Origin of the sequence: Bradyrhizobium sp. B097 (assembly GCF_038957035.1) — a bacterium.
Taxonomy (GTDB): domain Bacteria; phylum Pseudomonadota; class Alphaproteobacteria; order Rhizobiales; family Xanthobacteraceae; genus Bradyrhizobium.
The window spans coordinates 6095442-6122386 of sequence record NZ_CP152412.1 but is presented as its reverse complement, the minus strand read 5'-3'; the positions used below and the strand labels follow the sequence as shown (position 1 = coordinate 6122386).

General features: G+C 64.2%; 28 protein-coding genes. 11 read left to right on the top strand and 17 right to left on the bottom strand.

Annotated elements, in window-relative coordinates:
- Positions 1-179: 179 nt before the first annotated feature.
- The 4 genes from AAFG07_RS28585 to AAFG07_RS28570 are packed head-to-tail and all read left to right on the top strand — an operon-like array spanning position 180 to position 4258.
- Positions 180-824 carry a TetR/AcrR family transcriptional regulator gene (locus AAFG07_RS28585; protein WP_342723127.1) on the top strand — a complete coding sequence of 215 codons (645 nt, stop codon included), beginning with the start codon at positions 180-182 and terminating at the stop codon, positions 822-824.
- On the top strand, positions 821-2509 hold the full coding sequence (locus AAFG07_RS28580; RefSeq protein ID WP_342723126.1) for an acyl-CoA dehydrogenase family protein: 1689 nt from the start codon (positions 821-823) through the stop codon (positions 2507-2509). Before AAFG07_RS28585 ends, AAFG07_RS28580 begins: the two co-directional genes overlap by 4 nt.
- Before the next feature lie 13 nt (positions 2510-2522).
- Entirely contained in the window at positions 2523-3365 is an 843-nt protein-coding gene (locus tag AAFG07_RS28575) for a class II aldolase/adducin family protein (protein ID WP_342723125.1), read from the top strand.
- On the top strand, positions 3362-4258 hold the full coding sequence (locus AAFG07_RS28570; protein ID WP_342723124.1) for a DUF2520 domain-containing protein: 897 nt from the start codon (positions 3362-3364) through the stop codon (positions 4256-4258). Before AAFG07_RS28575 ends, AAFG07_RS28570 begins: the two co-directional genes overlap by 4 nt.
- 70 nt (positions 4259-4328) lie before the next feature.
- Here the strand turns inward: AAFG07_RS28570 and hpnH are convergent, their stop codons facing one another.
- Positions 4329-5489, bottom strand: coding sequence for an adenosyl-hopene transferase HpnH (gene hpnH, locus AAFG07_RS28565; RefSeq protein WP_342723123.1), 1161 nt, complete (start codon positions 5487-5489; stop codon positions 4329-4331).
- Positions 5490-5534: 45 nt separating this feature from the next.
- The gene (gene ispH / locus AAFG07_RS28560; RefSeq protein ID WP_092125121.1) at positions 5535-6461 is read right to left on the bottom strand and encodes a 4-hydroxy-3-methylbut-2-enyl diphosphate reductase; all 927 of its coding nucleotides are present in this window, start codon (positions 6459-6461) and stop codon (positions 5535-5537) included.
- 452 nt (positions 6462-6913) lie between these two features.
- Between ispH and AAFG07_RS28555 the strand changes: the two genes are divergently transcribed.
- Entirely contained in the window at positions 6914-9529 is a 2616-nt protein-coding gene (locus tag AAFG07_RS28555; protein WP_342723122.1) for an MMPL family transporter, read from the top strand.
- A 133-nt stretch (positions 9530-9662) separates the two neighbouring features.
- Here AAFG07_RS28555 and AAFG07_RS28550 read toward each other — a convergent pair whose 3' ends face one another.
- Positions 9663-10319 (bottom strand): DUF2147 domain-containing protein, encoded by a 657-nt coding sequence (locus AAFG07_RS28550; RefSeq protein WP_342723121.1) that lies wholly within the window; start codon positions 10317-10319, stop codon positions 9663-9665.
- A 102-nt stretch (positions 10320-10421) separates the two neighbouring features.
- On the opposite strand from AAFG07_RS28550, the gene hpnO reads away from it, so the two are divergent.
- Entirely contained in the window at positions 10422-11813 is a 1392-nt protein-coding gene (gene hpnO / locus AAFG07_RS28545) for an aminobacteriohopanetriol synthase HpnO (RefSeq protein WP_342723120.1), read from the top strand.
- A gap of 102 nt (positions 11814-11915) precedes the next feature.
- On the opposite strand, the gene AAFG07_RS28540 is transcribed toward hpnO, so the two are convergent.
- The 4 genes from AAFG07_RS28540 to AAFG07_RS28525 form a co-directional block, all read right to left on the bottom strand.
- Positions 11916-12680 (bottom strand): anti-sigma factor, encoded by a 765-nt coding sequence (locus AAFG07_RS28540; protein ID WP_342723119.1) that lies wholly within the window; start codon positions 12678-12680, stop codon positions 11916-11918.
- The gene (locus AAFG07_RS28535; protein WP_342723118.1) at positions 12677-13234 is read right to left on the bottom strand and encodes a sigma-70 family RNA polymerase sigma factor; all 558 of its coding nucleotides are present in this window, start codon (positions 13232-13234) and stop codon (positions 12677-12679) included. The genes AAFG07_RS28540 and AAFG07_RS28535 overlap by 4 nt, the downstream gene beginning before the upstream one ends.
- A gap of 94 nt (positions 13235-13328) precedes the next feature.
- Positions 13329-13652, bottom strand: coding sequence for a cupredoxin family copper-binding protein (locus tag AAFG07_RS28530; RefSeq protein ID WP_342723117.1), 324 nt, complete (start codon positions 13650-13652; stop codon positions 13329-13331).
- Between the two features lie 12 nt (positions 13653-13664).
- Positions 13665-14618, bottom strand: a complete 954-nt coding sequence (locus tag AAFG07_RS28525; RefSeq protein ID WP_097670581.1) for a metallophosphoesterase — start codon at positions 14616-14618, stop codon at positions 13665-13667.
- 250 nt (positions 14619-14868) lie between these two features.
- On the opposite strand from AAFG07_RS28525, the gene AAFG07_RS28520 reads away from it, so the two are divergent.
- Positions 14869-15276, top strand: coding sequence for a GFA family protein (locus AAFG07_RS28520; protein WP_342723116.1), 408 nt, complete (start codon positions 14869-14871; stop codon positions 15274-15276).
- A gap of 108 nt (positions 15277-15384) precedes the next feature.
- Here the strand turns inward: AAFG07_RS28520 and AAFG07_RS28515 are convergent, their stop codons facing one another.
- The 4 genes from AAFG07_RS28515 to AAFG07_RS28500 are packed head-to-tail and all read right to left on the bottom strand — an operon-like array spanning position 15385 to position 16557.
- Positions 15385-15768 (bottom strand): hypothetical protein, encoded by a 384-nt coding sequence (locus AAFG07_RS28515; RefSeq protein ID WP_342723115.1) that lies wholly within the window; start codon positions 15766-15768, stop codon positions 15385-15387.
- Entirely contained in the window at positions 15765-16193 is a 429-nt protein-coding gene (locus AAFG07_RS28510; protein WP_342723114.1) for a universal stress protein, read from the bottom strand. Before AAFG07_RS28510 ends, AAFG07_RS28515 begins: the two co-directional genes overlap by 4 nt.
- A gap of 20 nt (positions 16194-16213) precedes the next feature.
- Positions 16214-16411 (bottom strand): hypothetical protein, encoded by a 198-nt coding sequence (locus AAFG07_RS28505; RefSeq protein ID WP_342723113.1) that lies wholly within the window; start codon positions 16409-16411, stop codon positions 16214-16216.
- Entirely contained in the window at positions 16375-16557 is a 183-nt protein-coding gene (locus AAFG07_RS28500) for a hypothetical protein (RefSeq protein WP_342723112.1), read from the bottom strand. Before AAFG07_RS28500 ends, AAFG07_RS28505 begins: the two co-directional genes overlap by 37 nt.
- A gap of 386 nt (positions 16558-16943) precedes the next feature.
- Between AAFG07_RS28500 and cax the strand changes: the two genes are divergently transcribed.
- Entirely contained in the window at positions 16944-18047 is a 1104-nt protein-coding gene (gene cax / locus AAFG07_RS28495; RefSeq protein WP_342723111.1) for a calcium/proton exchanger, read from the top strand.
- Between the two features lie 28 nt (positions 18048-18075).
- Here cax and AAFG07_RS28490 read toward each other — a convergent pair whose 3' ends face one another.
- The gene (locus tag AAFG07_RS28490; protein WP_342723110.1) at positions 18076-18564 is read right to left on the bottom strand and encodes a hypothetical protein; all 489 of its coding nucleotides are present in this window, start codon (positions 18562-18564) and stop codon (positions 18076-18078) included.
- 494 nt (positions 18565-19058) lie between these two features.
- Here AAFG07_RS28490 and AAFG07_RS28485 point away from each other — a divergent pair, with 494 nt between their 5' ends.
- Positions 19059-19274: a hypothetical protein gene (locus AAFG07_RS28485; protein ID WP_342723109.1), complete on the top strand. Its 216-nt coding sequence runs from the start codon at positions 19059-19061 to the stop codon at positions 19272-19274.
- 114 nt (positions 19275-19388) lie between these two features.
- Here the strand turns inward: AAFG07_RS28485 and AAFG07_RS28480 are convergent, their stop codons facing one another.
- The 5 genes from AAFG07_RS28480 to AAFG07_RS28460 form a co-directional block, all read right to left on the bottom strand.
- Positions 19389-20306: an alpha/beta hydrolase gene (locus tag AAFG07_RS28480; protein WP_342723108.1), complete on the bottom strand. Its 918-nt coding sequence runs from the start codon at positions 20304-20306 to the stop codon at positions 19389-19391.
- A 7-nt stretch (positions 20307-20313) separates the two neighbouring features.
- Complete coding sequence (locus AAFG07_RS28475) at positions 20314-21933, bottom strand: GMC family oxidoreductase N-terminal domain-containing protein (RefSeq protein ID WP_342723107.1); 1620 nt, start codon at positions 21931-21933, stop codon at positions 20314-20316.
- 99 nt (positions 21934-22032) lie between these two features.
- Positions 22033-23340, bottom strand: coding sequence for an MFS transporter (locus tag AAFG07_RS28470; RefSeq protein WP_342723106.1), 1308 nt, complete (start codon positions 23338-23340; stop codon positions 22033-22035).
- Between the two features lie 237 nt (positions 23341-23577).
- Positions 23578-24027: a MaoC family dehydratase gene (locus AAFG07_RS28465; RefSeq protein WP_342723105.1), complete on the bottom strand. Its 450-nt coding sequence runs from the start codon at positions 24025-24027 to the stop codon at positions 23578-23580.
- Positions 24028-24038: 11 nt separating this feature from the next.
- A complete protein-coding gene (locus AAFG07_RS28460) occupies positions 24039-24530 on the bottom strand; it encodes a MaoC family dehydratase (protein ID WP_050406695.1) in 492 nt (163 codons plus the stop codon).
- Positions 24531-24699: 169 nt separating this feature from the next.
- Here AAFG07_RS28460 and AAFG07_RS28455 point away from each other — a divergent pair, with 169 nt between their 5' ends.
- Together AAFG07_RS28455 and AAFG07_RS28450 are read left to right on the top strand one after the other, a co-directional pair.
- Positions 24700-25470, top strand: coding sequence for an IclR family transcriptional regulator C-terminal domain-containing protein (locus AAFG07_RS28455; RefSeq protein ID WP_342723104.1), 771 nt, complete (start codon positions 24700-24702; stop codon positions 25468-25470).
- Between the two features lie 118 nt (positions 25471-25588).
- The gene (locus AAFG07_RS28450) at positions 25589-26926 is read left to right on the top strand and encodes an amidohydrolase (protein ID WP_342723103.1); all 1338 of its coding nucleotides are present in this window, start codon (positions 25589-25591) and stop codon (positions 26924-26926) included.
- Positions 26927-26945 lie beyond the last annotated feature (19 nt).

Here is a 26945-nt window from a genome sequence, read left to right as displayed (position 1 = left end):
TGCATGCGCGTGGCACGGCAAGTCTCCGACGATCATTGGTCCTGCAAGCCGAGGTGCAGCGTCCGCGGGCGGGGTGCGCCGTCCTGCGACCTCGGGCCGCCCCCCCGTGGCTGCTTGACAGATACCGCCATTCGACCGAATATGAATTATGATCCTGTATTCATGAATTAAGGTTCACGATGGCAATCGCGGCGGTTCGCCTCAACCAACTCGTCGAGACCAAGGCCCGCATTCTGGATGCCGCCAGGGACGCCGTGGCGCTGAGTGGGTGGAAGGACGCCCAGATCGCCCTGATCGCCTCACGGGCCGGCGTGGCCACGGGCAGCGTGTATCGTTACTTCGACTCGAAGGCGGACCTCTACGCGCAGGTGCTCGCCCTGGTTTCCGAGCGCGAGGTGGCCGTTGTCGCCGCGATCGTCGAGGCGGAGGGATCCGCGTCCCAGTGTCTGGTGGACGCGATCTACACCTTCTCGGTCCGGGCGATGCGCGGCCGCCGTCTGGCCTATGCGTTGATCGCCGAACCCTGTGAGCCCGAGATCGACGCGGCGCGCCTGAAATACCGGGCGGCCTTGGCCGACCAGATCGCAAGGCTGGTTCGGCGCGGCATCGCCAACGGCGAGTTCGTCGATATCGATGCGAATGTCGCGGCATCCTGCGTGGCCGGCGCCTTCATGGAGGCGCTGGTTGGTCCGCTGGCGCCCGAAGCAGCCCCGGACTCCGACGCGGCAAAGGCGATCGCTCAGACGATCGCGGGGCTTTCCGCGCGCATGCTGTTTCGCCATCCCGCGCCTGAATTGACCCCTGTATCGAGAGTTTCCGCATGAATGCGCGTGTCCAGCCGGTTGCCGTCGCGGAAGCGAAAACCAGTGCGTTCGCTTCTCATGAAGTCCGCAATCAGGCGCGGCTAGCCACAGGCTTCAACGCGTTCGATGACGACCGCGCGTTGAGCGATCTGATCGCAAGGATGGTGCCATGGGCGAAGGACAGGCTTTCGGCGCTCGGGGCCCATGCCGGCAGCGAAGCTGTGCAGGAGGCCGCGCGGCTTGCCAATGAGCACGAGCCGAAGCTCTTGACCCATGACCGGTATGGCAATCGCAATGATTGGGTCGAGTTTCATCCGGCATGGCATCAATTGATGGCGCTGGCGTTCCAGAGCGAGGTCCATAGCCTGGCCTGGTCGACGTCCGAGCCACATGGCCATCTGGCGCGCGCGGCGCTGAGCTATCTCTGGAATCAGATCGAGAACGGTGTCGGTTGTCCGACCGGGATGGCGTACGCCGCGATCGCCGGGTTTTCCGGCAAGCCGCAATTCAGTCTGTGGCGGGAACGAACGCTGGCGGCGGACTACGATCCGCGCCGGCTTCCGATCGAGGTCAAGCGTGCGGCGGTGATCGGCTATGCGATGACCGAGAAGCAGGGTGGCTCCGATCTGCGTGAGACCCAGACCGCCGCGCGCTTCGTCGAGCGCGGCGCGCATGGCGAGATCTATGCGATCAGCGGTCACAAATGGTTTTTCTCGGTGCCGGTCGCCGATGGATTCTACACGCTGGCGCGCACCCAATCCGGCGTCAGTTGCCTGTTCGTGCCGCGCCTGTTGCCGGACGGCAGCGCCAACCGCATCCACATTCAGCGCCTGAAGGACAAGTGCGGCAACCGCTCGAACGCATCGAGCGAGATCGAGTACCACGATACGTGGTCGATCCTGGTCGGTGAGGAAGGCCGCGGCATCGCGGAGATCCTTTCGCATGCTCATTTGACCCGGCTGGATTTCGCGGTCGGCTCCGCCGGGCTGATGCGGCAGGCGTTGAGCCTGGCACTGAACCATGCACAAACGCGAACCGCGTTCGGCAAGCCGACGGCCGAGCTCCCGATGCAGCGCAACGTGCTCGCCGACCTCGCACTCGAGAGCGAGGCGGCGATGCTGGGCGCATTTCGCGTCGCGCGTGCGACCGACGGCCTGCAGACGAGCGACCACGAGCGGCTGCTGGCGCGGGTCGCCACTCCCGTGGTGAAGTTCTGGAATTGCCAGCGTGCGCCGGCCTTCACCTATGAGTGCCTGCAGGTGCATGGCGGCAACGGCTTCATCATGGAGAATGCGATGGCGCGGCTCTATCGCGAGGCGCCGCTCAATTCGATCTGGGAAGGCACCTCCAACATGATGTGCATGGATGTGCTGCGCGCCATGCAACGGGATGCAAATTGCCGGGACGCGTTCGTCGACGAACTGCGTGCGAGCAGGGGCCTCAATGCGGTCTATGACCGGTACATGGACGATCTCGCGGATCGCTTGCTGGCACGATATCCGGACGACGGGCATGCGCGGGCGCTGGTCACCCGCATGGCGCATGCGTTGCAGGCGGCCGAGATGTTGCGGCATGGCGATGCCACCGCCGCCGATCTCTTCGCGCAATCCAGACTTGGCGCGGACGGGATGCATGTGTTCGGCACGCTTCCGTCGTCGGACGGCCTTGGCAAGGTCGTCGAACGCGCCTCCGTCATCCGTCACTAAGGGTCCCAGTCATATGCGTCAGACCGAAGTTTGTGCCGTCAGCGACGTCAGGGCCATCGTCGGAGAAGAGGAGTGGGCGATGCGGGTCGATCTCGCGGCGTGCTACCGCCTGGTCGCGCTCTATGGAATGACCGACCTGATCTACAACCACATCAGCGCGCAGGTCCCGGGGCATGACGATCGGTATCTGATCAATCCGTACGGCATGCTCTATGAGGAGATCACGGCGTCGAGCCTCGTCAAGATCGACATCGAGGGCCGGACCTTGCTGCAGCCCGACCACGGCTACAACGTCAACGTGGCCGGCTTCTATCTGCATGCCCCGATCCACCGTGCACGGCCCGACGTGAAATGCGTCCTGCATACCCACACCCGGGCAGGGACTGCGGTCAGTACGCTTGCCGAAGGACTGCTTCCGCTGTCGCAGACGGCAATGCGGTTTCACGGGCGGATCGGCTATCACGACTTCGAGGGGCCGGCGATCGACCGCGACGAATGCGACCGGGTCGTCGCCGATCTCGGCCGCAACGACGTGCTGGTGTTGCGCAATCATGGCCTGCTGGTCTGCGGCAACACCATTCCGCAGGCGTTCAATGCGATCTACTGGCTGGAGCAGGCCTGCCGGATCCAGGTCGATGCGCTCGGCTGCGGCCGACCGCTGCACGCGCCGAGCGAACTGGCGATCGGCAACACGGTGACCTGCTTTGCCGGCACCGAGATCACGCTGGACAATGAGCGCGACACCAATCCGGTGCTGAATGAAGCGGCGCAAAATCTGGAGGCCGGTTACGGATTGCTGGAATGGCCGGCGCTGCGGCGCAGGCTCGACCGCATCGACGGGAGCTATGCGCAATGAGCGCGTCGCGGGCGTTGCGGATCGGCTTCATCGGTGCCGGCCGCGTGGCCCAGACGCTCGCGCCGGCGTTCGCCCGCGCGGATTTGAACGTCGCAGCCTTCTACAACCGCGGTCCCGATGCCGCGCGGCGTCTCGGATCCCGCATCCCGTCGGCACGGCCGATGACCGACGCTCAGCAGGTCGTGGACAACTGCGACATGGTCTTCCTCACGGTAAGCGACGACGCGATCCTGCCGGTCTGCCGCGGTCTGAGCTGGGAGCCGCGTCACCGCGTGGTCCATTGCAGCGGCGCGACCGAACTGGCGGCGCTCGATCATGCGCGCTCCGCGGGCGCCGCGACCGGCGGGTTTCATCCAATGCAGATGTTTGCAAATCCCGACGTCGCGCTCGAGGGGCTGCGCGGATGCACTGTCGGCATCGAGGCAGAAGGCGACTTCCGGCACGACCTTGAACGGTTCGCCACCAGCATCGGCTGCGAGCCATTGGCGCTGCCGGCCGGCGTGCGGGCGCTCTATCATGCCTCGGCCTACTATGTCGGTCCGTTCCTGATCTCGCTGCTCAGGGAAGGCGTCGAGCTCTGGAAGAGCTTTGGCGCCAGCGAGGCCGATGCGCTGCGCGCCATGATGCCGCTGCTGCGGGGCACCGTCGCGGCCGTTCTCGACGGCGGCCTCGCCAACGGCATGGGTGGCTGCGTGGCGCGCGGCGACGTTGGAACGATCGTCAAGCACCTGCGGGCCCTGGACGAGCGCTTTCCCGCCTCGGGCGCGTTGTATCGCGAACTGGCTCTCCGCAATGTCCCGCTCGGGATCGAGCGTGGCACACTCAGCGCTCCGCGCGCCGCCGAGATCGAACAGCTGCTACTCCGAACCCGGCAAGAGCAGGCGGCATCCTGATCCACGAAAAAGGGCCCCGGTTCGCTGAACCGAGGCCCTTGTTCGTTCTGCTCTCCGCTCACATGGAGCATCAGGCGGCGGTGGAAGCCTTCTGCTGCTGCTTCGCAGCGGCGGCAGTCGCCTCGTCGCGGCGAATCTCCGAGAGCTTCTTCTGGACCTGCTCGGCGAAGATGTACTGCGCCGGACGCTGCTTCGTCATGTCGATCTCCGGCGCCATCGGGCCCGTGGTCTTGATGCCGCGCAGCGCGACCCACATCGCCTTCAGCGGATTGTTGATCGCAGCGGTCGCCGCGGTCGGCTCGTAACCGCAATGGGCCATACAGTCGGCGCACTTCTCGTACTTGCCGGTGCCGTAGGTCTCCCAATCGGTGGTGTCCATCAGCTCCTTGAAGGTCTTGGCGTAGCCTTCACCGAGCAGATAGCAGGGCTTCTGCCAGCCGAAGATGTTGCGCGCCGGCATGCCCCAGGGCGTGCACTCGTATTCCTGGTTGCCGGCGAGGAAGTCGAGGAACAGGCCAGAATGCATGAAGTTCCACTTCTTGCCCTTGCCGAGCGCAAAGACGTCGCGGAACAGCTTCTTGGTCTTGGTGCGGTTGAGGAAGTGCTCCTGATCGGGCGCACGCTCATAGGCGTAACCCGGCGACATCGAGACGCCGACGCCGAGCTCGGTGGTGAAGTCGAGGAATTTGGCGATCTCCTCGGCCGGATGGCCGTCGAAGATCGTGGCGTTGACGTTGACCGTGAAGCCGCGCGCCTTCGCCGCCTTGATCGCGGAGACGGCGCGATCGAACACGCCCTTCTGCGACACCGCCTTGTCGTGATGGTCCTTCAGGCCGTCGAGATGCACCGAGAAGAACAAATAGGGCGACGGCTCGAACAGATCGAGCTTCTTCTCGAGCAGCAGCGCATTGGTGCACAGCGAGACGAACTTCTTGCGCGCCACGAGGCCGCGCACGATCTCGCCGATCTCCTTGTGGATCAGCGGCTCGCCGCCCGGGATCGCCACCATCGGCGCGCCGCATTCGTCGGCCGCGTCCCAGCATTCCTGCGCGGTCATGCGGCGATTGAGGATCGCATCGGGATAATCGATCTTGCCGCAGCCAACGCAGGCGAGGTTGCAACGGAACAGCGGTTCCAGCATCAGCACGAGCGGATAGCGTTTGCGGCCAAGCAGCTTCTGCTTGATCAGATAACCGCCGATACGCATTTCCTTGAAGAACGGTATAGCCATTAGACGATTTTCTTTCTGCACTTATCAAAGGGAAGTGGGTTCAGATCAGCCCGCAGTCAGTTCGGCCGGCAGCCGGAATTCGATATTCTCTTCTCGGCCCGGAACGACCGAGACCGACACCGGTCCGATGCGCCGCAGGGCCTCGATGACATCGTCGACCAAAACCTCAGGTGCCGATGCACCCGCCGTAATGCCGACGGCCTTCGCATCCTTCAGCCAATCCGGGTTGAGCTCGCTCCCATCGGCAATGAGATAACTCGCGACACCAACCTCGGTGCCGATCTCACGAAGCCTGTTCGAGTTGGAACTATTGGCGGCCCCCACCACCAAAATGACGTCCACCAGCTTACTCAGGTCCCTTACCGCAGATTGGCGGTTCTGTGTCGCATAGCAGATATCCCTGATGTCCGGGCCTTGAATATCTGTAAATTTTGCCTGAAGGGCCGCAATGATGTCCCTGGTGTCGTCCACGGACAGGGTGGTCTGGGTGATATAGGCGACGGGGGCGTCGGTCGGCAGCCGCAATTCCGCCACATCCTGAACGCTCTGGACCAAAAGGACCGGCCCCGGAACCTGCCCCATGGTTCCCTCGACCTCGGGATGGCCGGCATGCCCGATCAGGATCAGGGCACGGCCCCTCGAGATATAGCGCTTGCCCTGGTTGTGGACCTTGGTGACGAGCGGGCAGGTGGCATTGAGCACGGGCAGGTCGCGGGCCTCCGCCTCCTCCTCGACGCTCCTGGCGACGCCATGGGCACTGAAGACGGTCACCGCCTTGGCCGGCACTTCCGACAGGTCCTCGACGAAGATCGCGCCCTTCTTCTTCAGGCTTTCGACCACGTATTTGTTGTGAACGATCTCGTGGCGGACGTAGACCGGCGGGCCATACTTCTGCAGCGCGCGTTCGACGATTTCGATCGCGCGCACAACGCCCGCGCAAAAGCCGCGCGGCTGGGCAAGAAACACTTCCATAGGTCGTCCGTTACGCAAATTGCACCAATCTCATTCCATGCCCTGCGGCCTTTTCGGCAACGCACTCCACTCAGTCGGACGCCGCAACTTCCGTTGCAATGTCCGCACCATCTCAGGTCCTGCACGAGATCCGCGCCCTCAAGGGCGTGGAAATACAGGGATTTGTGGCAAAAAGGTAGCGCTTCGAGCGGATCAGTAGCCAGTCAAGTGAGGGGATTGAGGTAATATGGTATGGATTTTGGGTCCTGCGACCGTCCGTCTCCCTCACTTGTTCGTCACTTTATCGCCCACTCCTGCGGTCTATACCGGCGACTCGTGGCCGTTCCTGTGGTTTGGAACCTCCTCGCCATCTCGACGAGGAAGGTAACAAAACAACATTAGATCGGTCCCGGGAACTCCGCTACAGAGCGGGCGTTTTCGGCCATGCTTCCCTGAGATTAGAAAGAAACGAAGTGCTGACAAATATTGTCGTCTCCGTTGTTAGGACCTGTACGCGTTTTGCCCTTCCGGTTGTCATTCTCTCGGTGCTGCTGTCGATCGGCGCCGGCTTCTACACGGCTCGCAACTTCTCGATCAACACCGACATCAACAAGCTGATCTCGCCGGATCTGGATTGGCGCAAGCGTGACAATCAGTTCGAGGAAGCCTTCGACCGCGAGCGGCTGATCCTGGCTGTCGTCGAGGCGGCGACGCCCGAGCTGACCAGCTCGGCCGCGAAGGCGCTCACCGCGAAGCTGCAGGCCGACAAGAAGAACTTCGAGGCGATCACCGCGCTCGGCTCCGGCGAATTCTTCGAGAAGAACGGCTTGCTGTTCCTGCCGACCGAAGAGGTCGGCAAGGTCACGGGCCAGCTCGAAGCGGCCGCGCCGCTGATCGAGATCATGGCCGGCGACCCTTCAATTCGCGGACTGACCGGTGCGCTCGAGACCGGCCTTGCCGGCGTCAAGCGCGGACAGGTCAAGCTCGACAACGCCGCTCCGCCCTTCAACCTGATCTCCGAGACCGTCGAGACCGTCCTCGCCAAGGGCAACGCGACCTTCTCTTGGCGTGAGCTTACCAGCGACAAGCCGCTGACCGATTCGGACAAGCGCGCCTTCATCGAGATCAAGCCGATCATCGACTATTCGGCGCTGGAGCCGGGCAAGGACGCAACCGATGCGATCCGGCAGGCGGCGGCCGACCTGAAATTCCCGACCGAGTATCATGCGCGCGTCCGCCTGACCGGACCCGTGCCGATCGCCAACGAGGAATACGCCACCGTGCAGGACGGCGCGATCCGCAACGGCATCGGCACCGTGGTGATCGTGCTGATCATCCTCTGGCTGGCGCTGCATTCCGGCAAGATCATCTTCGCGGTGTTCGTGAACCTGTTCATCGGTCTTGCCCTCACCACGGCGGTCGGCCTGATGATGGTCGGATCGCTGAACCTGCTTTCGATCGCCTTCGCGGTGCTGTTCGTTGGCCTCGGCGTCGACTTCGGCATCCAGTTCAGCGTCCGCTACCGCTCCGAGCGTTACAAGAACGATAACCTGACGCTGGCGCTGGAAAACGCCGCGCGCCGCTCGGCGGTGCCGCTGTCGCTCGCGGCGATGGCGACCGCGGCCGGCTTCCTGTGCTTCCTGCCGACCGACTACAAGGGCATCTCCGAACTCGGCAAGATCGCCGGCGCCGGCATGCTGGTGGCCTTCATCACCAGCATCACGGTGCTGCCGGCGCTGCTCGATCTGCTCAATCCGCCTGGAGAGAAGGAGCCGGTCGGCTACGCCTTCCTGGCGCCGCTCGATCACTTCCTCGAAAAGCATCGCGTCCCGATCATCGTCGGCACGATCCTGGTCACGGTCGCGGGCCTGCCGCTGCTGCACTACATGAAGTTCGACTTCAACCCGATCAATCTGCGCAACAAGCACGCGGAATCGATCGCGACCTTCCTCGACCTGAGAAACGATCCGAACACCGGCGCCAACGCCATCAACGTGATGACGCGCTCGGAGGCCGACGCCAAGAAGATCGAGGCCAAGCTCGAGAAGCTGCCCGAAGTCTCGCGCGTGATGTCGCTCGAAAGCTTCGTGCCTAATGATCAGCCGGCCAAGCTGAAGCTGATCGCGCAGGCCGCCAAGACGCTCGGCCCCGCGCTCAACCCCGACTCGGTCGATCCGGCGCCGTCGGATCAGGAGAATGTCGAGTCGCTGAAGAGCTCGGTCGACAGCCTGCGCAGGACCGCGGGCGACGGCAAGGGGGCGGGCGCGGTTGCCGCGCGCCGGCTCGCCGACGCCCTGCAGAAGCTGGCCGATTCGAACCAGTCCATCCGCGACAAGGCGCAGGACGTCTTCGTCGCGCCGATGAAGATCGTGTTCGACCAGCTCCGCAACACGCTGCAGGCCCAGACCGTCACGCTGCAGAACCTGCCGCCGGAACTGGTCGCGAGCTGGAAGACCAAGGACGGCCTGATGCGTGTCGAGGTCGAGCCGAAGGGCGATCCCAACGACAACGACAATCTGCGCCGCTTTGCCGACGCCGTGCTCGCCGCCGAGCCGACCGCGATCGGCGGGCCGGTCTCGATCCTGAAGTCGGGCGATGTCATCGTGAATGCGTTCATCCACGCCGGCATCCTGGCGCTGGTCACGATCGGCCTGTTGCTGTGGCTGACGCTGCGCCGCGTCGTCGACGTGCTGATGACGCTGGTGCCGCTCCTGGTCGCCGGCATCGTCACGCTGGAGATCTGCGTGCTGATCGGACTGCCGCTCAACTTCGCCAACATCGTCGCGCTGCCGCTGCTGCTCGGCGTCGGCGTCGCGTTCAAGATCTACTATGTCACGGCATGGCGGCAGGGCAGGACGAACCTGCTGCAGTCGAGCCTGACGCGTGCGATCTTTTTCAGCGCGCTGACCACGGCGACCGCGTTCGGCAGCCTGTGGCTGTCCAGTCATCCCGGCACTGCGAGCATGGGCAAGCTGCTCGCGCTCTCGCTCGTCACCACGCTCGCGGCGGTGTTGCTGTTCCAGCCGGCTCTGATGGGCAAGCCGCGCGAGGCCCTCAAGGAGGAGGATATCGCCAACGACGTCACCTGACGCGCAGGCGATCCGGCGTCGATGAGGCTTGGCGGCAAGTCGCCGCCGAGCCCTAATTCAGGCAGGCGTCAACGTCCCGAAACAGCAGGCGTGCTCGCGCGCGACCGCGTGCGGCGCCGCCAGCTGGCCTCTGCTAATGCGTCGGTCGCGCGATGTCCGGGAGCAGGCAGATATCGCCCACGACGTCAGCCGACGCATTGGCGCTGCCTGGGGCATTTGCTGCCTGCTTTTGCCCCGGCTTGGTGGCAGGCGCCACGGCGCCGGTGGTCTTCTGCGGCGCTGCCGATTTGGGCAGGGCGCCCTTCGCTGCAGGGCTGCCCGCGGCAGGAGGGTTGCCGGCGACGCTGACCGGGATCGGCGGACCGACGCGGGTCCAGGTCTCGCCGCCACAGAGGAAGCCGAGCACGCAGCCCTGGATCTCGAGCTGATCGGTGCCGACGGGCTTGATGGTCGAGCTGTAGAGCTGGCCGTCCTTCGCGTTGTAGACTTGGCCTTCCCACGCGTCGGCGCCGGCCTTCTTCTTCATGTCGATCAGGATCGGCATGCCGAGCGTAGGCCTGCTTTGCTTCGCCGGATCAGGATTGTTCTTATCCTTGCCGCCGGGGGTTTTTTCCCAGGACACCGCACCCCACATGTTGCCATTGCACTGGGCGACGCGGATGGTGGCGACGCCGTCGGCGACCTTCCAGTCGCCGGTCGGGTCCGCTGCAAGTGCCGGTGATAATACGGTGGCCAAAAATAAACCTGAAAAGGCTATTGTACGCGCGAAAGTTCTTGGGCAGTGCAACATGGTCCAAACCTGTGCTTAACTAGACGATCCGAGCGGGGGTCAAAACGCCGCTAGCGAGCGTTTTAAGTTGACGAGATGGCCATCAACCGACGTATGTAACGAATGGTAAGTTCCAATTTAGACGTTTCCGAGATTTTTGTGGAGCGAGAGGGGCAGCGCGGTGCCATGCACACGCGACACCTCAACGAGCAGCTCGTTCGCGTCCTCAAGACCATCGGCTATGACGTCGGCTTCCAGAAGGGGCAAGGTCAATACCTCTTCGATCGTCAGGGGGCTCGTTACCTCGATCTATTGAGCGGATTTGGCGTTTTTGCGATTGGTCGCAATCATCCGGACCTGCGCAAGGCGCTGAAGAGCGTGCTCGACGCCGATCTGCCGAATCTGGTGCAGCTCGACGTCTCTACGCTCGCCGGCGTGCTCGCGGAACGGCTTTTGGAATATGTCCCATATCTGGACAAGGTGTTTTTCGCCAATTCCGGTGCCGAAACCGTCGAAGCGGCGATCAAGTTCGCGCGTGGCGCCACCGGCCGCCCCGGCATCGTCTATTGCGGGCATTCGTTCCACGGCCTGTCCTACGGCGCGCTATCGCTGACCGATGATACGAATTTCCGCAGCGGCTTCGAGCCGCTGTTGCCGGGCTGCACCGCGATCCCCTTCAACGATCTCGAAGCGCTCGAAAAAGCGCTGTCGTCGCGCCAGGTCGGCGCATTCATCGTCGAGCCGATCCAGGGCAAGGGCGTCAACATGCCCACCGACGAGTTCCTGCCCGGCGCGCTGGCGCTGTGCCGCAAATACGGCACGCTGTTCATCGCCGACGAGATCCAGACCGGCATCGGCCGCACCGGCAAGTTCCTCGCGATCGAGCACTGGGGCATCGAGCCCGACATGGTGCTGCTGGCGAAGGCACTCTCCGGCGGCCACGTGCCGATCGGCGCGCTGCTGACGCGCAAGAGCATCTTCGACAAGATCTTCAACCAGATGGATCGCGCCGTCGTGCACGGTTCGACCTTCGCCAAGAACGATCTGGCGATGGCCGCCGGCATCGCCACGCTCGATGTCATCAAGGCCGAGAAGCTCGTCGAGAACGCCGCCAAACGCGGCGCCGAGCTCCGCCTTGCGCTGACGCGCATGGTGCCGGGCTATGAGCTGATGAAGGAAGTCCGCGGCAAGGGCCTGATGATCGGGGTCGAGTTCGGTCCGCCGAAATCGCTGCGGCTCAAGGCGTCGTGGAATCTGCTGGAGACCGCCAACAAGGGCCTGTTCTGCCAGCTGATCACGGTGCCGCTGTTCAAGGATCACAAGATCCTGACCCAGGTCGCCGGCCACGGCCTCCACACCATCAAGCTGTTGCCGCCGCTCGTGATCACCGAAGAGGATTGCAGCTGGATCGAGAAGTCGTTCGACGACGTGATCGCCGGCAGCCACAAGGTGCCCGGCGCGATCTGGTCGCTCGGCAAGACGCTGGTCGACAACGCGGTGCGCAAGTCGGCGTAAGCTCGAACCCGTAGCCCGGATGCAGCGAAGCGAAATCCGGGGTTCTCAATCCTTGCGAGACTGTTCCCGGATTTCGCTTCGCTCCATCCGGGCTACAAGTCCTCACCCCTCCTTGTTCGCACGCATCGCGCCCTCGAACTTGTCGCCGAACTCCGTCAATTCATCGGCGCCGAGATCGCTGACCGCCCAGTAATTCAGGCCGCGGTCGCTCCAGCGCCGGATGTTGAAGCCCTGCAAGGTCGAGATCTTCGCGGACTTCCGTTCGGTGTTCGCGGTCTGCGCCACGAACAGGTTGATGACGTGCTGGCGCCGCTTGTAGACCACGGCGCCGATCTCGCGGGCGTTGACGTAGTCGAGCCGGCCGCCGATCAAGGTAAAGCCCTGTGCGGTGAGATCGATCACCGGCGGCGAGACGTCGAGCTTGCCGTTGAACCAGGGCTTGACCGTATGCTGATCGGTCGAGACCACGTCGATCAGGTGGCCGGCCTGCAGCGAGCGCAGATGCGCCGACACCACCTCGTTCTCGATGCGCTGCTCGTCGTCATTGCGCAGCACGATCGCGACGAGGCCGGTCGCGGCCATCGCCGACACGGCGGAGCCCATCGCGAAGCCGCGCAGCACCGAACGCCGGGTCGGCGCCGCCTGCGGTTGCGGCAACGCCTTCTCGATCTTGCGGCGCAGCTCGAGCGGCGCCTTGTAGCGCACGTCGCTCTCGGCGATCGCCTGGCGGATCTCCTGATACTCCTTCATCAGGGCGGCGCAATGCGCGCAACCCTCGATATGGGCTTCCACTTCGCGCGCATGGCCGGCATCGAGTTCGCCGTCGATCAGCGCGTGGACCAGCACTTCGGCTTCCTCGCAATTCATTTCACTTGCTCCTGTTCCGCGAGCCAGGCCGATCGCAGCATGGCGCGGGCGCGTGCGAGGCGGGACATCACGGTGCCGACAGGCACGGCGGCGACATCGGCGATCTCGCGGTAAGAAAGATTCTGGATTTCCCTGAGCACAAAGGTCTCGCGGAACGGCTCGGCGAGCGCCGCGACCAGCTTGCGCACGGTGTCGCCGTCGAAGCGACGCAGCAGCTGCTTTTCCGGTGTCTCCGGCGCCTCGTTCCACAGCGGGGTCTGATCGCCGCCTTCGGGCAGCTCCTCGACCGCGGTGGGGGCGGTCTTGCGGCGTGCATATTCGGCGCGGCAGACATTGCGCAAGATCGCAAACAGCCACGGCTTCATCGCAGGTCCCCGGTAGCTGGCGAAATGCTTGTAGGCGCGCAGATAGCATTCCTGCACAGCATCTTCGGCGTCGGCGGCATCGCGCAGCAGGTAGCGTGCCAGGGTATAGGCGTCGTCAAGGTACGGCAGCGCGGCTTCGCGGAAGCGCCGCGCCTTTTCGGGATCGTCCTGCGACGCTTTGACAACCATCGTGTCCTGTCCGGCATGTCGAGAGACGGCTTGTGCCCGGCCGGGGGCGGAGGGCCACCGGCCGGGCATGGCTGTGATCGTATGGGTGGTCACGTTACCCAACCTTGATACTGCCTGTCATGTGCGGATGCAGCGAGCAGAAATACTTGTACTCGCCGGGCTCCGTGAAGGTGAACGAGAAGGTGCCGTCGGTATCCATGGTCTTGGAGCGGAACTTGCCCGCGCACACCACGGTGTGCGGGATGTCGTCGCGGTTGGTCCAGGTCACGGTGGTACCGACCTTCACGTCGAGCGGGTTCGGCGCGAACGAGAAGTTGTCGATGTGGACCGCGACGTCTTCGGCGCGGGCCGCCGTGATGGGCAGCAGCATGGCGGCGACCACGGCTGTACCGAAGTCGCGTCGATTGATCGAACTCATCGGTCTCGTCCCTTAGCCCTGCAACGGCGTGTCGATGATCGCCAGCGGCTGGCTGTTCTGCTTGAAGTTGATGCTGGCGACGCCGAGCATGCTGCGCAGCTTGGCATCCTCGACCTTCATCGGGCCGGGCGAGGGCGCGGCACCCGGCGCCGGCTGCGGGAAGGCCGTCGAGCGCGCGGTGTGGAAGGTGACGTTGCCCTCGACCTTCTGCATCACCTGGTGGATGTGGCCGTTCAGCACGGTGACCGAGCCGAAGCCCTTGACGTATTCCAGCGCGCGGGCGCCGTCCTCGGTGCCCCAGCCCCATTGCGGATAGACCGTCCACAGCGGGATGTGGGCGAACAGTACGATCGGCGTCGACTTCGAGCGGCCCTTGAGGTCGTTCTCGAGCCATTCGAGCTGCTCGTTGCCCAGATTGCCGAGGCCGCCGCCCTTGAGGTCGACGACGTTGACGAGGCCGACGAAATGCACGCCGCCGGCGTCGAAGGAGTAGTAGCCCGGACCCTTGGTGCCCTTGCCGTAACGCTCCTTGTAGAGCTTGACCTCCTCGTCGATGAAGTCGTGCTCGCCCGGCACGTAATGCACGTCGAGCTTGGCCTGCGAGATGATGCGATCGGCGTCGTCGAATTCGGACGCCTTCGACAGATGCGTGATGTCGCCGGTGTGGATCATGAACGACGGCTTGACCTGCATCGCCCGGACCTTGTTGATGGCCTCCTCAAGCGTGCCGATGGCGTTCGGGTTGGCCGGCTTGTCGAAGCCGACATGGCTGTCGCTGATCTGCATGAAGGTCATGCCGGTGGCAGCTTCGGCTGCGGCTGCCGAGCCGACGATGCCGAGTGAATGCGGCACGCCGCCGGTAACCGTCCAGAGTACGCCGGTGCCGGCCCAGGTCATGCATTCCAGCACCTTGCGTCGGCTGACGCCTTTCTCTTCATCGTGGTGATCGTGATCGTGTCCGCTCATAGCAAGTCTCCCGTTGGGCCCAGGGATTGGGTTTCCGGGAAGGTGATCAGCGGGCCTAAGGGTTTATTCCCGGGGCTTTGGAGGGGTTGAGGGCCGGGATGACGATTTCGTGAGAGCCGGAAAGCCGGCCGCGACATGAGCAGACATACGGCCGGCGCGACAGGTGGACGCAAGGGCAAGATGCGCCATTGAAAGTTTGGGGCCTGCAACGCTATCGACCCGGCAAACCACTGATCAGTCGGAGGAAAACATGGCTGGCGTCACCGGCGGCTGTCACTGCGGCGAGATTCGTTACGAGGTGACCGGGGAACCGGTCGTCCATGCGCTGTGTCATTGCACCGATTGCCGGCGCCATGCCGGCGCGCCGATGGTCGGCTGGGTGATGGTCGCAGAAGGCATGGTCAAGGTGACCAAGGGGCAGCCCAGCATCTACCGGTCCTCCGAGCAGGGCCGGCGGCAATTCTGCGCGAACTGCGGCACCGGGCTTTTCTACACCAATGGCAACATGTTGCCCGGGTTCATCGACATCCAGAGCGGCACCTATGACGATCCCGATGCGGTGCCGGCCACGATGCATATCCAGGTCGCGGAGCGGCTGCGCTGGATGGAAGCGGCGCATGAGCTGCCGACCGTCGAGCGCTTTCCGCCGCCGGAATGAGCGGCGGCCGACCGGTGCAGCGGCGCTGATGCGCGCCGCAACATGGCGATGCCCTGCAACATAGATGAACAACCGCAACACAGCTGTCTTGCTGCCGTCAGCATAATGTCAGCGCTCCTGCATAAGAATGGCGGACTTCACTCGCCACACCGGGAGATCTTCATGAGCGACCACGCAGGCGTTGAGCATCACCACAAGGCAGCTGAGCATCACGAACACGCGGCGCGTCATCATCGCGAAGCCGCCAAGCACCACGAAGCCGGCGATCACCACAAGGCGGCGCATCACGCCCACAGCGCCCATGGTCACGCCAGCCATGCCCAGCATCACCACACCGAGGCCAGCCGGCATCACGCCGAGCACCACGGCGAACACCAATAAACGTTCCAGTACTGCGTGAGTGGCTTCCGCCGTCCCCCGCAAGGGGACGGCGTTTTCATTTGGCGGGCGGCGCGCGTTGACGTTCTCATCGTCAAGCGTCTGATCATTCACGGACAAACCAGCACGGGGGTTTTTGCCTGCGCCAACACCTTGTTTGTCACACTGCCGATCAGAAGCACGGAGAGTCCACTGCGTCCATGCGACGACATGACAATGAGATCGCAACCCCTGTCCGCAGCCGCCGCGATGATCGCTTGATGGGGCTGCCCGTGCTCCGCCAGCACCGTCTCGCAGGGAACGCCGGCTTCCCTGGCCGCATTCGCCGCGTCGTTCAGCGCTTTCGTGGCCTGCTCTTTCCGCATCTCGGCATAGTTGGCGATCGTGTCACGGAAATGCCCCGTCAGTTCTGAAAACGGCTCGACGGCGAAAATCACGGAGACCTTGGCTCCGATGGATTTTGCGAGCGCCATCCCTTGGGCGATACCATGCTTCGCTAGTTCCGACCCATCGGTCGGGATGAGAATATGCCGGTACATGCTTCAACTCCCGTGGTGTTTCAGGAATTCGCAAGCGAAGAGCGACGCATGACGGCGAACGACACGAAGGCCATCCTTCGCTTCTGGTCATCGCTCAATGTCTTGTACAGCGGCTCCCAGGCATCGGAGAGCTTCTTGAGGTCGGTCCCACGTTGAATCAGCCGGTCCGCCCTGCGTTGCATCATCTCGACCGGATTGCCGTCATGAAGACCGTCCATCGCGCCGTTCTCGTGCAATTCGGCAATCCGCTCCAGCCGGGCTGCCGATTTTTCGCCCGTGTACGGATCGCATCCTCGATGGCCGGCCAGTATTTCTCCTGATCGGGGGTGAGTTGCAGGGCGGCTTTGACGATGCCGACGCGCATGTCGGTCAGGCTCTTGAGGTCGGCGGCGCTGGGTGACGCTACGCCGACAGTCGGGGATGTCTCTGCTGCGAAGGCGAGAGACGAGGTCGTCACCAAAAATACAATCGCTACGGCGGCTGCGTTCCTCGTCGTTGCGAACTCCTGAGCTGCTATCGTGGATGTCCGCGAGAAGAAACCCACAAGCTGGTCAGCCGCAGGTTGATCTAGGTCAAAGAGAAATATGGACGCGCTTCTGACCGTTCGGGAAATGCCGTGGGACTTCGCGTAGGCCGGCCTGGCTCAAGCCGTGGCCGGCGAGGCGACGGTGACGGATTGAGCTAGATCAAGATCGAGCGGTCCGTGGTGATCAAAAGGTGCTGTCCAAATCGTTTCGACCGGGCGGTACCATGCATCTTCTGCTCAAGGAAATACGACATAATCCACTGCTTTGGATGTTGATCTTCGTACCGATCGTACTGGCGGTCGAAACGGCAGCTCCGTCCGCCCATACGGCGCTGTTCGTGCTCGCTGTCCTGGCCATCGTGCCATTGGCTGCCCTTCTCAGCCACGCGACGGAGAGCGTCGCGGAGAAAACGGGCGATGCCATCGGAGGCCTGCTCAACGCAACCTTGGGAAATCTGACCGAGCTGATCATCGCGATCGCAGCGTTACATGCCGGAGAATACATGCTGGTCAAGGCATCGATCGCCGGTGCCATTGTCACCAACTCGCTCTTCATGCTTGGCGCATCGTTCCTGCTCGGCGGGCTCCGCCATCACGTTCAGGAGTATAATCGGGCAGGCGGGAGGATGTACGCGGCGTTGCTGCTGATGGCCACGATTGCGCTGCTCGCCCCCTCCGCCGTCGCCGACCTTGATCCGGCACGCGGCCAAGCCATGGCGCTGACCCTCAGCACGGGCCTCGCCGTGCTGCTGATAAGTGCCTACGGGCTGGGCCTGCTGTTCTCGCTCAAGACCCACAAGGAGCTGTTCGCAAGCGAGGAGCATGGCGAGACCGGCGGCGCCGGCTGGCCGATCGGACTTGCGTTGGGTACGCTTCTCGGGGTTACGGTGCTGGTTGCCCTGGTCAGCGAGATATTCGTGAGTTCGGTGCAGAAAGCAGGCGAGACGCTGGGATTGAGTCCGGCGTTCGTCGGTTTCATCATCGTCGCGCTGGTCGGCGCCGCGGCGGAAATGGCGGTGGCATTCTCCGCGGCGCGCAAGAACCGGCTCGACATGAGCGTCAGCATCGCGCTCGGAAGCGCTTCGCAAATCGCCCTGTTCGTGGCGCCGGCGCTGGTTCTTCTAAGCTATGTCATCGGTCCGAAGCCGATGGACTTGCAGTTCTGGCCGGGCGCCGTGACGATGGTCATGATCGCTTCCGTGACGTCCTGCTTCATCACCAACAGCGGACGGTCGGCATGGTTCATTGGCGCCTTGCTCGTGCTGATCTATGCGATTTTTGCCATGACGCTGTACATGGTGCCGCCGGGATCGCACGCTCCGGTTTGACCAACCGTCCAACGACTGCCCAGCCGGATCAGTATTGATACTGCTGTTGCGGGCAGATCATTTGACCGTATCGATCATGATAGCAGCCCTGGTTGCCGTAGTAGCCATAGCTGCCATAGTACGCGCCAGCCGCGGCCGCGGCGCCGGCCGCCGCAGCACCATAGCCCCAGCCGGGTCGATAGTAGCCGCCGCCATAACCGGGATAGCCGGCGACCGGGCGGCCAGGGCGTCCCGCAATCGGTCGGCCCGGATAGCCCGGACGGCCGGCGATCGGATGTGAGGGGCGCGGGCGGCCGGCAGCGCGATATCCTCCGCCATGGATCCTTCCGGCATGCATCCTTCCGGCGCCGGCATGCATGCCGCCGCCACGCATCCCACCGCCGTGAAATCCGCCGCCGCCGCCCCCGCCGCCGCGGAAGCCGCCGCCTCCTCCACGGCGGGCATAGGCGTCATCAGGAACGAGGCAGACAGCAACGAGAAGCAGAACTGCCAGAGCGGCGAGGATACAACGAAGCATGGCGTGTCCTCCCTAGCGGACGAGGTTGCGAACCGTGAAACTGCATCACACCAAGTGCACCGGGTTGATGTAGATCAACGGAACGCAATCGCGTTCGAGATGCCGGGTTCCGCGGGCGCTTTCGCGCAACCGCGACAGGCGCCTGCTATCAAATCGCCTCAGGCACAATCTGCACTTTGCTGTCGAAGCGGCCCTGCTTAGAATGCTGGACTTCGGAGGTTACGTGACTTGTCGTGTCACCTCTCAGTCAGGCGACAGCCCCATCCATTGCCGAGTTGACCAACGTTTTTTCGCTTGCGGCCGTGCGCAGTCGGAATAGTTGAACCAACCTCGATCCGAGGTGTTCCGTAACGCAGAACCCCGCGATTTGCAGCGGCGATGATGAGGACGGGTTCGGAGACATCAGCCTCGCAGGCGACATTCTGCTGGGCTTCTCTCCAATCTCGATCGCTTGGCCGTGTTCTTGCACAGTTGGCATCGGGGAGAGAACGAACGTGCGGAAAGCGGATGTAACGTGCGCGTGCTGTGGCGCAGGTTTCCGGCGGTTGGAGCTATGGTCCGAACCCGGCGCCAAGGGTGAGTATCACTGTCCCGTTTGCGACTATTTGCTTGAAGCATTTGATGGCACCAACCTGATCGCCTATCGGCTGACGATCCAGCCAGTGCGCGCACCGGCCTATTCGGTGAAGCAACTCGACGATCGGCGATGACGTGACGTTCGGTTGCCGTCGGCGCGCAACTGGTCAGTATCGTCCAGGTCCAGCACAGACCTGGCCTGGACCCATCTCGCTTCGGTTTTCGAGGCCGATGCGGACCTAGGGCGCCTATGGGAAGGCCTCGCGGCCCGCCCGCCCGGCAAACGTCCTGATCGCTGCAACCATCAACTCCGGCGCCTCCTGCGCGACGCAATGGCCAACGTTCGCGAAAGTCCAGCGGCTGGCGTGCGGGATCAGGGCGGCGGCGCGATCGGCCATCTCCTTGTAGACCGGCCATGACTGTTCAGCCGTGGCGATGCAGACCGGGCAGGCGATGTCGGAGAACCACGGGAACGGATTGCCGCGCGCATCGCCGGTGTAGATCTGCTCCATGGCCTGGAAGATCGGTCCAAGCAGTGCCGACTCGATCTCGGGCGTGCAGCGCAGCTGCATGCGGCCGTCGTCGAGCCGCGCAAAACCGTGATGGATATAGGCCCACAGCGACGGCTCGGTCCACGGCGCGAACGCCGGCGCGGCGCGCAATCGCCGGAACAAATCGTCGGCATTGTCGAATTCGGCGCGGCGGCGCAGCACGCCCTGCACCGATGCGTTCGCGATCTCGCTCAGGCCACCGGTGCGCGGCGCGTGCGGATCCATCGCGGTCGGCTCCGCCACGAACAGCCGCGCGAAGCGGTCCGGCATCAGCTTCGTTGCGAGCATCAGGTCGGTCGCGCCGGCGCTATGGCCGATGCCGTAAATGTTCTGAAGGTCGAGGCGTTCGACCACCATGCAGACGTCGTCGGCGAAATCCTGGAACTGGTAGCGGTCGGCCGGCGGCTTGTGGCTCAGGCCGTGGCCGCGGCGGTCGAGCGCATAGACGGTGTAGTCGGCGGCCAGCGCTTCGGCGACCTCGGTCCACACTTCGGCGACAAAACCGGTGCCGTGCAGCAGCAGCGCCGGCGGCTTGGCGGAGGCCGGCTCGCCCCATCGTGCCAGCGCGATCTGCGCGCCGGCATCGCCAACGAGAATGCGCTTGCTGGAGTTCATCGTCGCTCTATCGCGCATCCTGCAGGATCATCGCCGCGGCCTTCTCGGCGATCATCGCGGTCGGCGTGTTGGTGTTGCCGGAGGTGATGGTCGGCATCACGGAGGCATCCGCGATGCGCAGGCCGTTGAGGCCGTAGAAGCGCAGGCGTTCGTCGACGACAGCCATCGGATCGTTGGCTGTTCCCATCTTCGCGGTGCCGACGGGGTGGAAGATCGTGGTGCCGATGTCGCCGGCGGCCTTGGCGAGCGAGGCGTCGTCATCGCCGACCGAGGGGCCGGGCAGGAATTCCTCGGGACGATATTTCTCAAGCGCCTTCTGCTTCATCAGTCTGCGCGTGGTGCGGATCGCGTCGGCCGCGACCTGGCGATCGTCCTCGGTCGACAGGTAATTCGGCGCGATCGACGGCTTGTCGTCGGGCGCGGTCGAGCGGATGCGGACGGTACCGCGCGAGGTCGGCTGCAGATTGCAGGCGCTCACCGTGATCGCGGGGAAGCGATGCAGCGGGTCGCCGAACTTGTCGAGCGACAGCGGCTGCACATGGAACTGGATGTTGGCGCGCGAGCGCGTCGCATCCGAGCGCGTGAAGATGCCGAGCTGCGACGGCGCCATGGTCAGCGGGCCGCGGCGGCGGAACGCGTAGTCGAGGCCCATCAGGCCGCGGCGCACGAGGTTGTAGTAAGTCTCGTTCAGCGTGCGCACGCCCGATACCTTGTAGATCGCGCGCTGCTGCAGATGGTCCTGCAAATTATGGCCGATGCCCTGCACGTCAGCCACGATGTCGATGCCGAGCGGAGACAGCCATTCGGACGGGCCGATGCCGGAGCGATGCAGCACCTGCGTGGTGCCGATCGAGCCGGCGCAGAGAATCACTTCGCCTTTGGCGCGCGCTTCTACCGTCTCGTTGCCCTGACGGAACTCGACGCCGGCGGCGCGGCCGCTCTCGATGATCAGGCGGTCGACCAGCACGTCGGTCTCGAGCCGCAGATTGCTGCGGTTCAACACCGGCTTGAGGAACCCGCGCGCCGACGACCAGCGCCGCCCGCGCTTCTGGTTGACGTGGAAGTAGCTGGTGCCCTCATTGTCGCCGGTGTTGAAGTCGGGAATCCGCTTGATGCCCATCTCCTCGGCGGCATCGCCGACCGCATCGAGGATCTGCCACGACAGCCGTGGCGCCTCGATGCGCCAGCCGCCGCCGACACCGTGATGCTCGCTTTCGCCGAGAAAGTGATCCTCCAGCCGCTTGAATGCCGGCAGCACGTCGCTGTAGCTCCAGCCGGTGAGGCCGAGCTGCCGCCAGTGATCGTAGTCCGCGGCCTGGCCGCGCATCGAGATCATGGCGTTGATCGCCGACGAGCCGCCGATCACCTTGCCGCGCGGATAGGCGAGCGCACGGCCGTTGAGGCCGGGCTCGGCCTCGGTCTTGAACATCCAGTCCGAGCGCGGATTGCCGATCGCGAAGAGATAGCCGACCGGGATGTGAAACCAGATCCAGTTGTCCTTGCCTCCGGCTTCCAGCAGCAGCACGCGCTTCTTCGGATCGGCCGACAGGCGGTTGGCCATAATGCAGCCCGCCGTGCCTGCGCCGACGATAATGTAGTCGAAATCACCTTCGAGCCTTCGCGGCATGTCCTCGTTCCCGGCAAGCGCCTTTTGTTACGCGTCTATTAGTCAGACGCAGCCGGTCGAGACAAGCCCGGCGGTGGATACCGGGCGTGCGCTGGATGATCAGGGACGGCTCGGTTCGGCGAGTGTGACCTCGGGTCCGGGCCGCGGCACACAGAGGATCAGCGTCAGCATACCGATCGCGAGCAGCGCACCGACGAGGGCGAGCGGTGCGTAGATGCTCCCGGTCGCGACATTCATCCAGCCGATCAGGGCAGGGCACACTGCGCCGCCGAACGAGCCGATCGCGCTGATCAGCGCGATGCCGCCCGCTGCGGCGCTGCCTTCCAGCATCGCGTTCGGAATGGTCCAGAACAGGGAGAGAATCGCAAAGATGCCGATCGAGGCGATGGCGAGCAGGGTCACGGTCAGCAGGATGCTGCCCTGCGCGGCCTGCAGGGCGATGAAGCACGCCGCCGCGACGAGGCCGCAAGCGACCACGTGCCAGCGCCGTTCCCGCGTGCGATCGGAACTGTAGCCGATGGCGACCATGCCGATGGCCGACGCGACCGAGATTGCGCCGCTCAGCCAGCCGATCTCGGTGGTGGTCGCCACGCCGACGCGCTTCAGCAGCGTCGGCGTCCACAACAGGATGGTGTTGAGCGAACAGAAGAACGCGAAATAGATGAAGGACAGCAGATAGACGCGCGGCTCGCGCAGCGCGGCCGCGAAGCTGCTTGTCGTGTTAGGGGCGGCGGCGCGATCGCGGGCGAGATCGCTTGCGACCTGTCGTCGCTCATCGGCGCTGAGCCAGCTCGCGGCCTGTGGCCCGTCGGCGAGAGCAAGATATGCGGCGACGCCGAGCAGCACGGCTGGAACGCCTTCGAGGATGAACAGCCATTGCCAGCCATGCAGGCCGTGGACGCCTTGCATGTGGTCCATGATCAGGCCCGACAACGGTCCCGCGATGACGCCGCCGAGCGGCACCGCCATCACGAACAGGCTGGTCATGCGGCCGCGCACGCGATCCGGAAACCACAGTGTCAGGTAATACAGGATGCCGGGGAAGAAGCCGCCCTCGGCGGCGCCGAGCAGGAAGCGCAGCAGATAGAGGTGATACTGGTTCTGCACCAGCGCGAGCAGCACGGTCACAGCACCCCACAGCACCATGATGCGCAGCAGCGTCTTGCGGACGCCGATCCTGACCAGCAGCAGATTGCTCGGCACTTCGAGCGCGACATAGCCGACCGAGAAGATGCCGGCGGCAAGCCCGAACACCGCGTCATCGATGTTGAGGTCGTGCAGGAATTGTAACTTGGCAAAGCCGATGTTGAAACGATCGATGATCGCCACCGTGTAGCACGCCAGCAGGAACGGGATCAGGCGCCGGGCGATCCGTCCATAGAGCCGCGATTGGGCCGCATCCTGCATGAAAGTCTCCTCAGTGATTTTGTTTTGGTCGTTAGGTGTATTGGCGCCGCGCGGGCGCAGCGTTCCCTCGCCCCTGTTCTTACGGGGAGAGGGCTGGGGTGAGGGGCTGCTTCCGCATACAGGGTGATAGCTGCGCTCGCGGAAGCTCCCCCTCACCCGGAACGCATCTGGCGATGCGTTCCGGCCTCTCCCCGCACGCGGGGCGGGAGCCCGTTGCTCTGATCGAAATACGCGCGGCTAGCCCGCCTTCGCGCCGGGAAACTCCAGCATCGCTTCGCCGGCCGCGACCGTCTCGCCGCGCTGGTTCTGCACGGCGACGTCGACCAGCACCCAGCGTGACTTCGCGGTGGTCTGCTTGGCCTTGATGGTGCCGGCGGGGCGGATGGTGTCGCCGGGCTTCACCGGCTTCAGCCAGCGCGTCTCGAGCCGGCGATGGATCGCTCCGGCAGGTGTCGCCCAGTCGGTCAGCATGCGCGAGATCAGGCCGAAATTGTTCATGCCATGCATGATGATGCCGCCGAAATTGGTCTTGCCGAAGTCGCCCTTCATGTAGTTGTCGTCGAGATGCAGCGGGTTGTAGTCGAGCGATGCATCGCAGAACAGGCGGATCGATTCGCGTGAGACGGCGAAGGCGGGGCCGTCGATGGTGTCGCCGGCCTTGAGAGCATCGAAATTCGCTGGGGTCATCGTGATCCTCCTTACATCGGACGGATGGTTTGGCCGCGACCCGAGCAGATCACGTCGCCATGCTGGTTGAAGAAGACGTTGTCGTGCACCACGAACAGCCGCTCGCGCTTGATGAACTTGTCGAGCGCGCGGGCCTGCAGGGTGATGGTGTCGCCGGGACGGGCGGGGATGTTGTAGCTCCAGGACTGTCCGGCATTGACGGTGCCCGGCGAGCGCATCCAGTCGTCGGCCGGCGTGCAGGCGAACATCAGCAGGATATGGATCGCGGGCGGCGCGATCAGGCCGCCATAGGGGCCGGCCTTCGCGGCCGCCTCGTCGAGATAGAGCGGATTGGTCTCGCCGACCGCACGGCAGTACAGCGCGATCGCGTCCTGCGTGAGCAGGTAGGGCAGCGTCTTGCGCGGCTCGCCGGGGACGATGTCGTCCCACACCTTGCGCAGCTTCGCGTCCTTCCAGAAATCGGTTTCGAACGGGGTGGCCGCAGAACTTTCTGCTTGCGCCATCGAGGATCCTCCTGCTATTCAGTTCGCCAGGCGAACAGTTCATTCGCTGTGTGAATTGACGCTAGCGCGGTCGGGAGCCCCTGACAAGCGGGCAGCGCCGCGTCATGCGCAGGCAGCCATGCGAGCTGCGATGTGATGAGCAGAACGACAGCCCGAACCAGATGACGCCATGAGCAAAGAGAGTGACGGCTTCGTGCGCGCGATCGCGCGCGGTTTCTCGATCATCGAGGCGCTCGGCAAGCCGCCGGGCCGGCACACTCTAGCGGAGGCCGCCGACACCGCCGGTCTCAACCGCGCCACCGCACGCCGCATTCTCGCGACCCTGGTGGCGCTGAAATATTGCGCCTCCGATGGACGCTATTTCAGCTTGCGGCCGCGCGCGCTCGGGCTCGGCCTGTCCTATCTCAATGCATTGCCTTACTGGGCGCATGCGCAGCGCGCGCTGGAGAATCTGCGCAACGAGATCGGCGAGTCCTGCGCGATGGCGGTGCTCGATGAGGACGAGATCGTCTATGCGCTGCGTCTGCCGGCGCGGCGGATTCTGTCGGCCAATCTCGGCGTCGGCAGCCGGCTGCCCGCGCATCTGGTGTCGCTCGGCCGCGTCATGCTCGCGGCGCTGCCGCCCGGCACCCGCGAAGCTTATCTTGCGACCGGCGGCTTCAAGCAGGTCATGCCGCGCACCGTGACCGATCCGGAGCGTCTCGGCGAATTGCTCGCGCGGGTCGAGAGCGACGGCTACGCCTGGGTCGACGGCGAGCTCGATCCCGCGATCTGCGGCATCGCGGTGCCCTTGCGCGACCCGGCCGGTGCGGTGGTCGCGGCGCTCAGCGTCAATACGATCTCCGGCACGGTCAGCGAGGCCGGCGCGCGCAAGAAATTTCTGCTGCCGCTGCGCCGCACCGCACAGGAGATCCGCAGCCAGATGCTCACCTCGGGCTAGGTGCGCACACGCTCTGGATCAGCCATTGTTTCCGATCACCTGGCCTGCTTAGATCGCGCAGCCGGGCCCGACCTGGCGCTCGGGGTGCAGTATCCGGGTTTCGGTTGGAGCGATTGCCATGAACAGGATTGTTCTCACGCTACTTGCGTCCGCCGCGCTCTGCGCGTCATTGCCGCTGCGAGCCAATGCTGAACTCGATGTCGCCGCGCTGAAGGGCGCAATCGAGAAGTCGGTCGAGGCGGACTATCCGAAGCTCGACGCGCTCTACAAGGATCTTCACGCCCATCCCGAGATCGCGTTTCAGGAGGAGAAGACCGCGGCCAAACTGGCTGCCGAGATGCGGGCGCTGGGCTTCGAGGTGACGGAGCACGTCGGCAAGACCGGGCTGGTCGCGATCTACAGGAACGGCGAGGGCCCCACCATCATGGTGCGCACCGAGCTCGATGCGCTGCCGATGGAAGAGAAGACCGGCCTTCCCTATGCCAGCCACGACAAGACGATCTGGCAGGGACGGGAAACCTTCGTGGCCCACAGCTGCGGCCACGACATCCACATGGCGAGCTGGGTGGGCGCGGCCAAGACGCTGGTCGGCCTGAAAGACCAATGGCACGGCACGCTGATGTTCATCGCCCAGCCGGCTGAAGAGATCGTGGCGGGCGCCAAGGCGATGCTGGCGGATGGTCTGTTCACGAAATTTCCAAAGCCGAATTTCGGCTTCGCCCTGCACGATGGCCCGTTCGCCTATGGAACGGTGCGCTATCGCGTCGGGATCGGCTCATCCGCCGCCGATGGCCTCTACATCAAATTCCGTGGCCGCGGCGGGCACGGTGCGGTACCGCAGGCGACCATCGATCCCGTGATGATGGCCGCGCGCTTTGTCGTCGACGTTCAGAGCGTGATCAGCCGCGAAAAGGACCCGACCGAATTCGGCGTGGTTAGCATCGGCGCAATTCACGGCGGTACCGCGTCAAACATCATTCCTGACGATGTGGTGCTGCTCGGCACCATTCGCACCTTCAAGCCCGAGGTGCGCGCGAAGATGCTTGCCGGCATCGAGCGGACGGCAAAGGCGGTCGCCGCCATGTCGAATGCGCCGGAGCCTGAGATCAACCTCGCCGAAGGGACCAAGGCCGTGATCAACGATCCCGACGTGGTCGGCACGGCGGAAAAGGTGCTGAAGGCGGCGTTTGGCGACAAGTTCGCAACCTCGCCGCCCGGCACGCCCAGCGAGGATTATTCGGAATTCGTCAGTGCCGGGGTGCCGTCGATGTTCTTCAACATCGGTGTCTACGAGCCGGAGCGCGTTGCCGCGGCGCGGGCAGGCAGCGGCCCGCCATTGCCGACCAACCACTCGCCGCTGTTCGCGCCGGTGCCGGAGCCGACCATCAAGACCGGTGTCGAGGCCATGACGCTTGCCGTGTTGAGCGCGTTCGACCGGCAGGCGCGAGGAAACTAGCGGTCTGCGGCCGGGCGCG

What these genes read in the sequence shown, in the direction of transcription:
- AAFG07_RS28585 (WP_342723127.1), top strand. Translation starts at nt 180, where the DNA reads ATGGCAATCGCGGCGGTTCGCCTCAACCAACTCGTCGAGACCAAGGCC.
- AAFG07_RS28580 (WP_342723126.1), top strand. Translation starts at nt 821, where the DNA reads ATGAATGCGCGTGTCCAGCCGGTTGCCGTCGCGGAAGCGAAAACCAGT.
- AAFG07_RS28575 (WP_342723125.1), top strand. Translation starts at nt 2,523, where the DNA reads ATGCGTCAGACCGAAGTTTGTGCCGTCAGCGACGTCAGGGCCATCGTC.
- AAFG07_RS28570 (WP_342723124.1), top strand. Translation starts at nt 3,362, where the DNA reads ATGAGCGCGTCGCGGGCGTTGCGGATCGGCTTCATCGGTGCCGGCCGC.
- hpnH (WP_342723123.1), bottom strand. Translation starts at nt 5,489, where the DNA reads ATGGCTATACCGTTCTTCAAGGAAATGCGTATCGGCGGTTATCTGATC.
- ispH (WP_092125121.1), bottom strand. Translation starts at nt 6,461, where the DNA reads ATGGAAGTGTTTCTTGCCCAGCCGCGCGGCTTTTGCGCGGGCGTTGTG.
- AAFG07_RS28550 (WP_342723121.1), bottom strand. Translation starts at nt 10,319, where the DNA reads ATGTTGCACTGCCCAAGAACTTTCGCGCGTACAATAGCCTTTTCAGGT.
- hpnO (WP_342723120.1), top strand. Translation starts at nt 10,422, where the DNA reads ATGGTAAGTTCCAATTTAGACGTTTCCGAGATTTTTGTGGAGCGAGAG.
- AAFG07_RS28540 (WP_342723119.1), bottom strand. Translation starts at nt 12,680, where the DNA reads ATGAATTGCGAGGAAGCCGAAGTGCTGGTCCACGCGCTGATCGACGGC.
- AAFG07_RS28535 (WP_342723118.1), bottom strand. Translation starts at nt 13,234, where the DNA reads ATGGTTGTCAAAGCGTCGCAGGACGATCCCGAAAAGGCGCGGCGCTTC.
- AAFG07_RS28530 (WP_342723117.1), bottom strand. Translation starts at nt 13,652, where the DNA reads ATGAGTTCGATCAATCGACGCGACTTCGGTACAGCCGTGGTCGCCGCC.
- AAFG07_RS28525 (WP_097670581.1), bottom strand. Translation starts at nt 14,618, where the DNA reads ATGAGCGGACACGATCACGATCACCACGATGAAGAGAAAGGCGTCAGC.
- AAFG07_RS28520 (WP_342723116.1), top strand. Translation starts at nt 14,869, where the DNA reads ATGGCTGGCGTCACCGGCGGCTGTCACTGCGGCGAGATTCGTTACGAG.
- AAFG07_RS28510 (WP_342723114.1), bottom strand. Translation starts at nt 16,193, where the DNA reads ATGTACCGGCATATTCTCATCCCGACCGATGGGTCGGAACTAGCGAAG.
- AAFG07_RS28505 (WP_342723113.1), bottom strand. Translation starts at nt 16,411, where the DNA reads ATGGACGGTCTTCATGACGGCAATCCGGTCGAGATGATGCAACGCAGG.
- AAFG07_RS28500 (WP_342723112.1), bottom strand. Translation starts at nt 16,557, where the DNA reads ATGCGCGTCGGCATCGTCAAAGCCGCCCTGCAACTCACCCCCGATCAG.
- cax (WP_342723111.1), top strand. Translation starts at nt 16,944, where the DNA reads ATGCATCTTCTGCTCAAGGAAATACGACATAATCCACTGCTTTGGATG.
- AAFG07_RS28490 (WP_342723110.1), bottom strand. Translation starts at nt 18,564, where the DNA reads ATGCTTCGTTGTATCCTCGCCGCTCTGGCAGTTCTGCTTCTCGTTGCT.
- AAFG07_RS28480 (WP_342723108.1), bottom strand. Translation starts at nt 20,306, where the DNA reads ATGAACTCCAGCAAGCGCATTCTCGTTGGCGATGCCGGCGCGCAGATC.
- AAFG07_RS28475 (WP_342723107.1), bottom strand. Translation starts at nt 21,933, where the DNA reads ATGCCGCGAAGGCTCGAAGGTGATTTCGACTACATTATCGTCGGCGCA.
- AAFG07_RS28470 (WP_342723106.1), bottom strand. Translation starts at nt 23,340, where the DNA reads ATGCAGGATGCGGCCCAATCGCGGCTCTATGGACGGATCGCCCGGCGC.
- AAFG07_RS28465 (WP_342723105.1), bottom strand. Translation starts at nt 24,027, where the DNA reads ATGACCCCAGCGAATTTCGATGCTCTCAAGGCCGGCGACACCATCGAC.
- AAFG07_RS28460 (WP_050406695.1), bottom strand. Translation starts at nt 24,530, where the DNA reads ATGGCGCAAGCAGAAAGTTCTGCGGCCACCCCGTTCGAAACCGATTTC.
- AAFG07_RS28455 (WP_342723104.1), top strand. Translation starts at nt 24,700, where the DNA reads ATGAGCAAAGAGAGTGACGGCTTCGTGCGCGCGATCGCGCGCGGTTTC.
- AAFG07_RS28450 (WP_342723103.1), top strand. Translation starts at nt 25,589, where the DNA reads ATGAACAGGATTGTTCTCACGCTACTTGCGTCCGCCGCGCTCTGCGCG.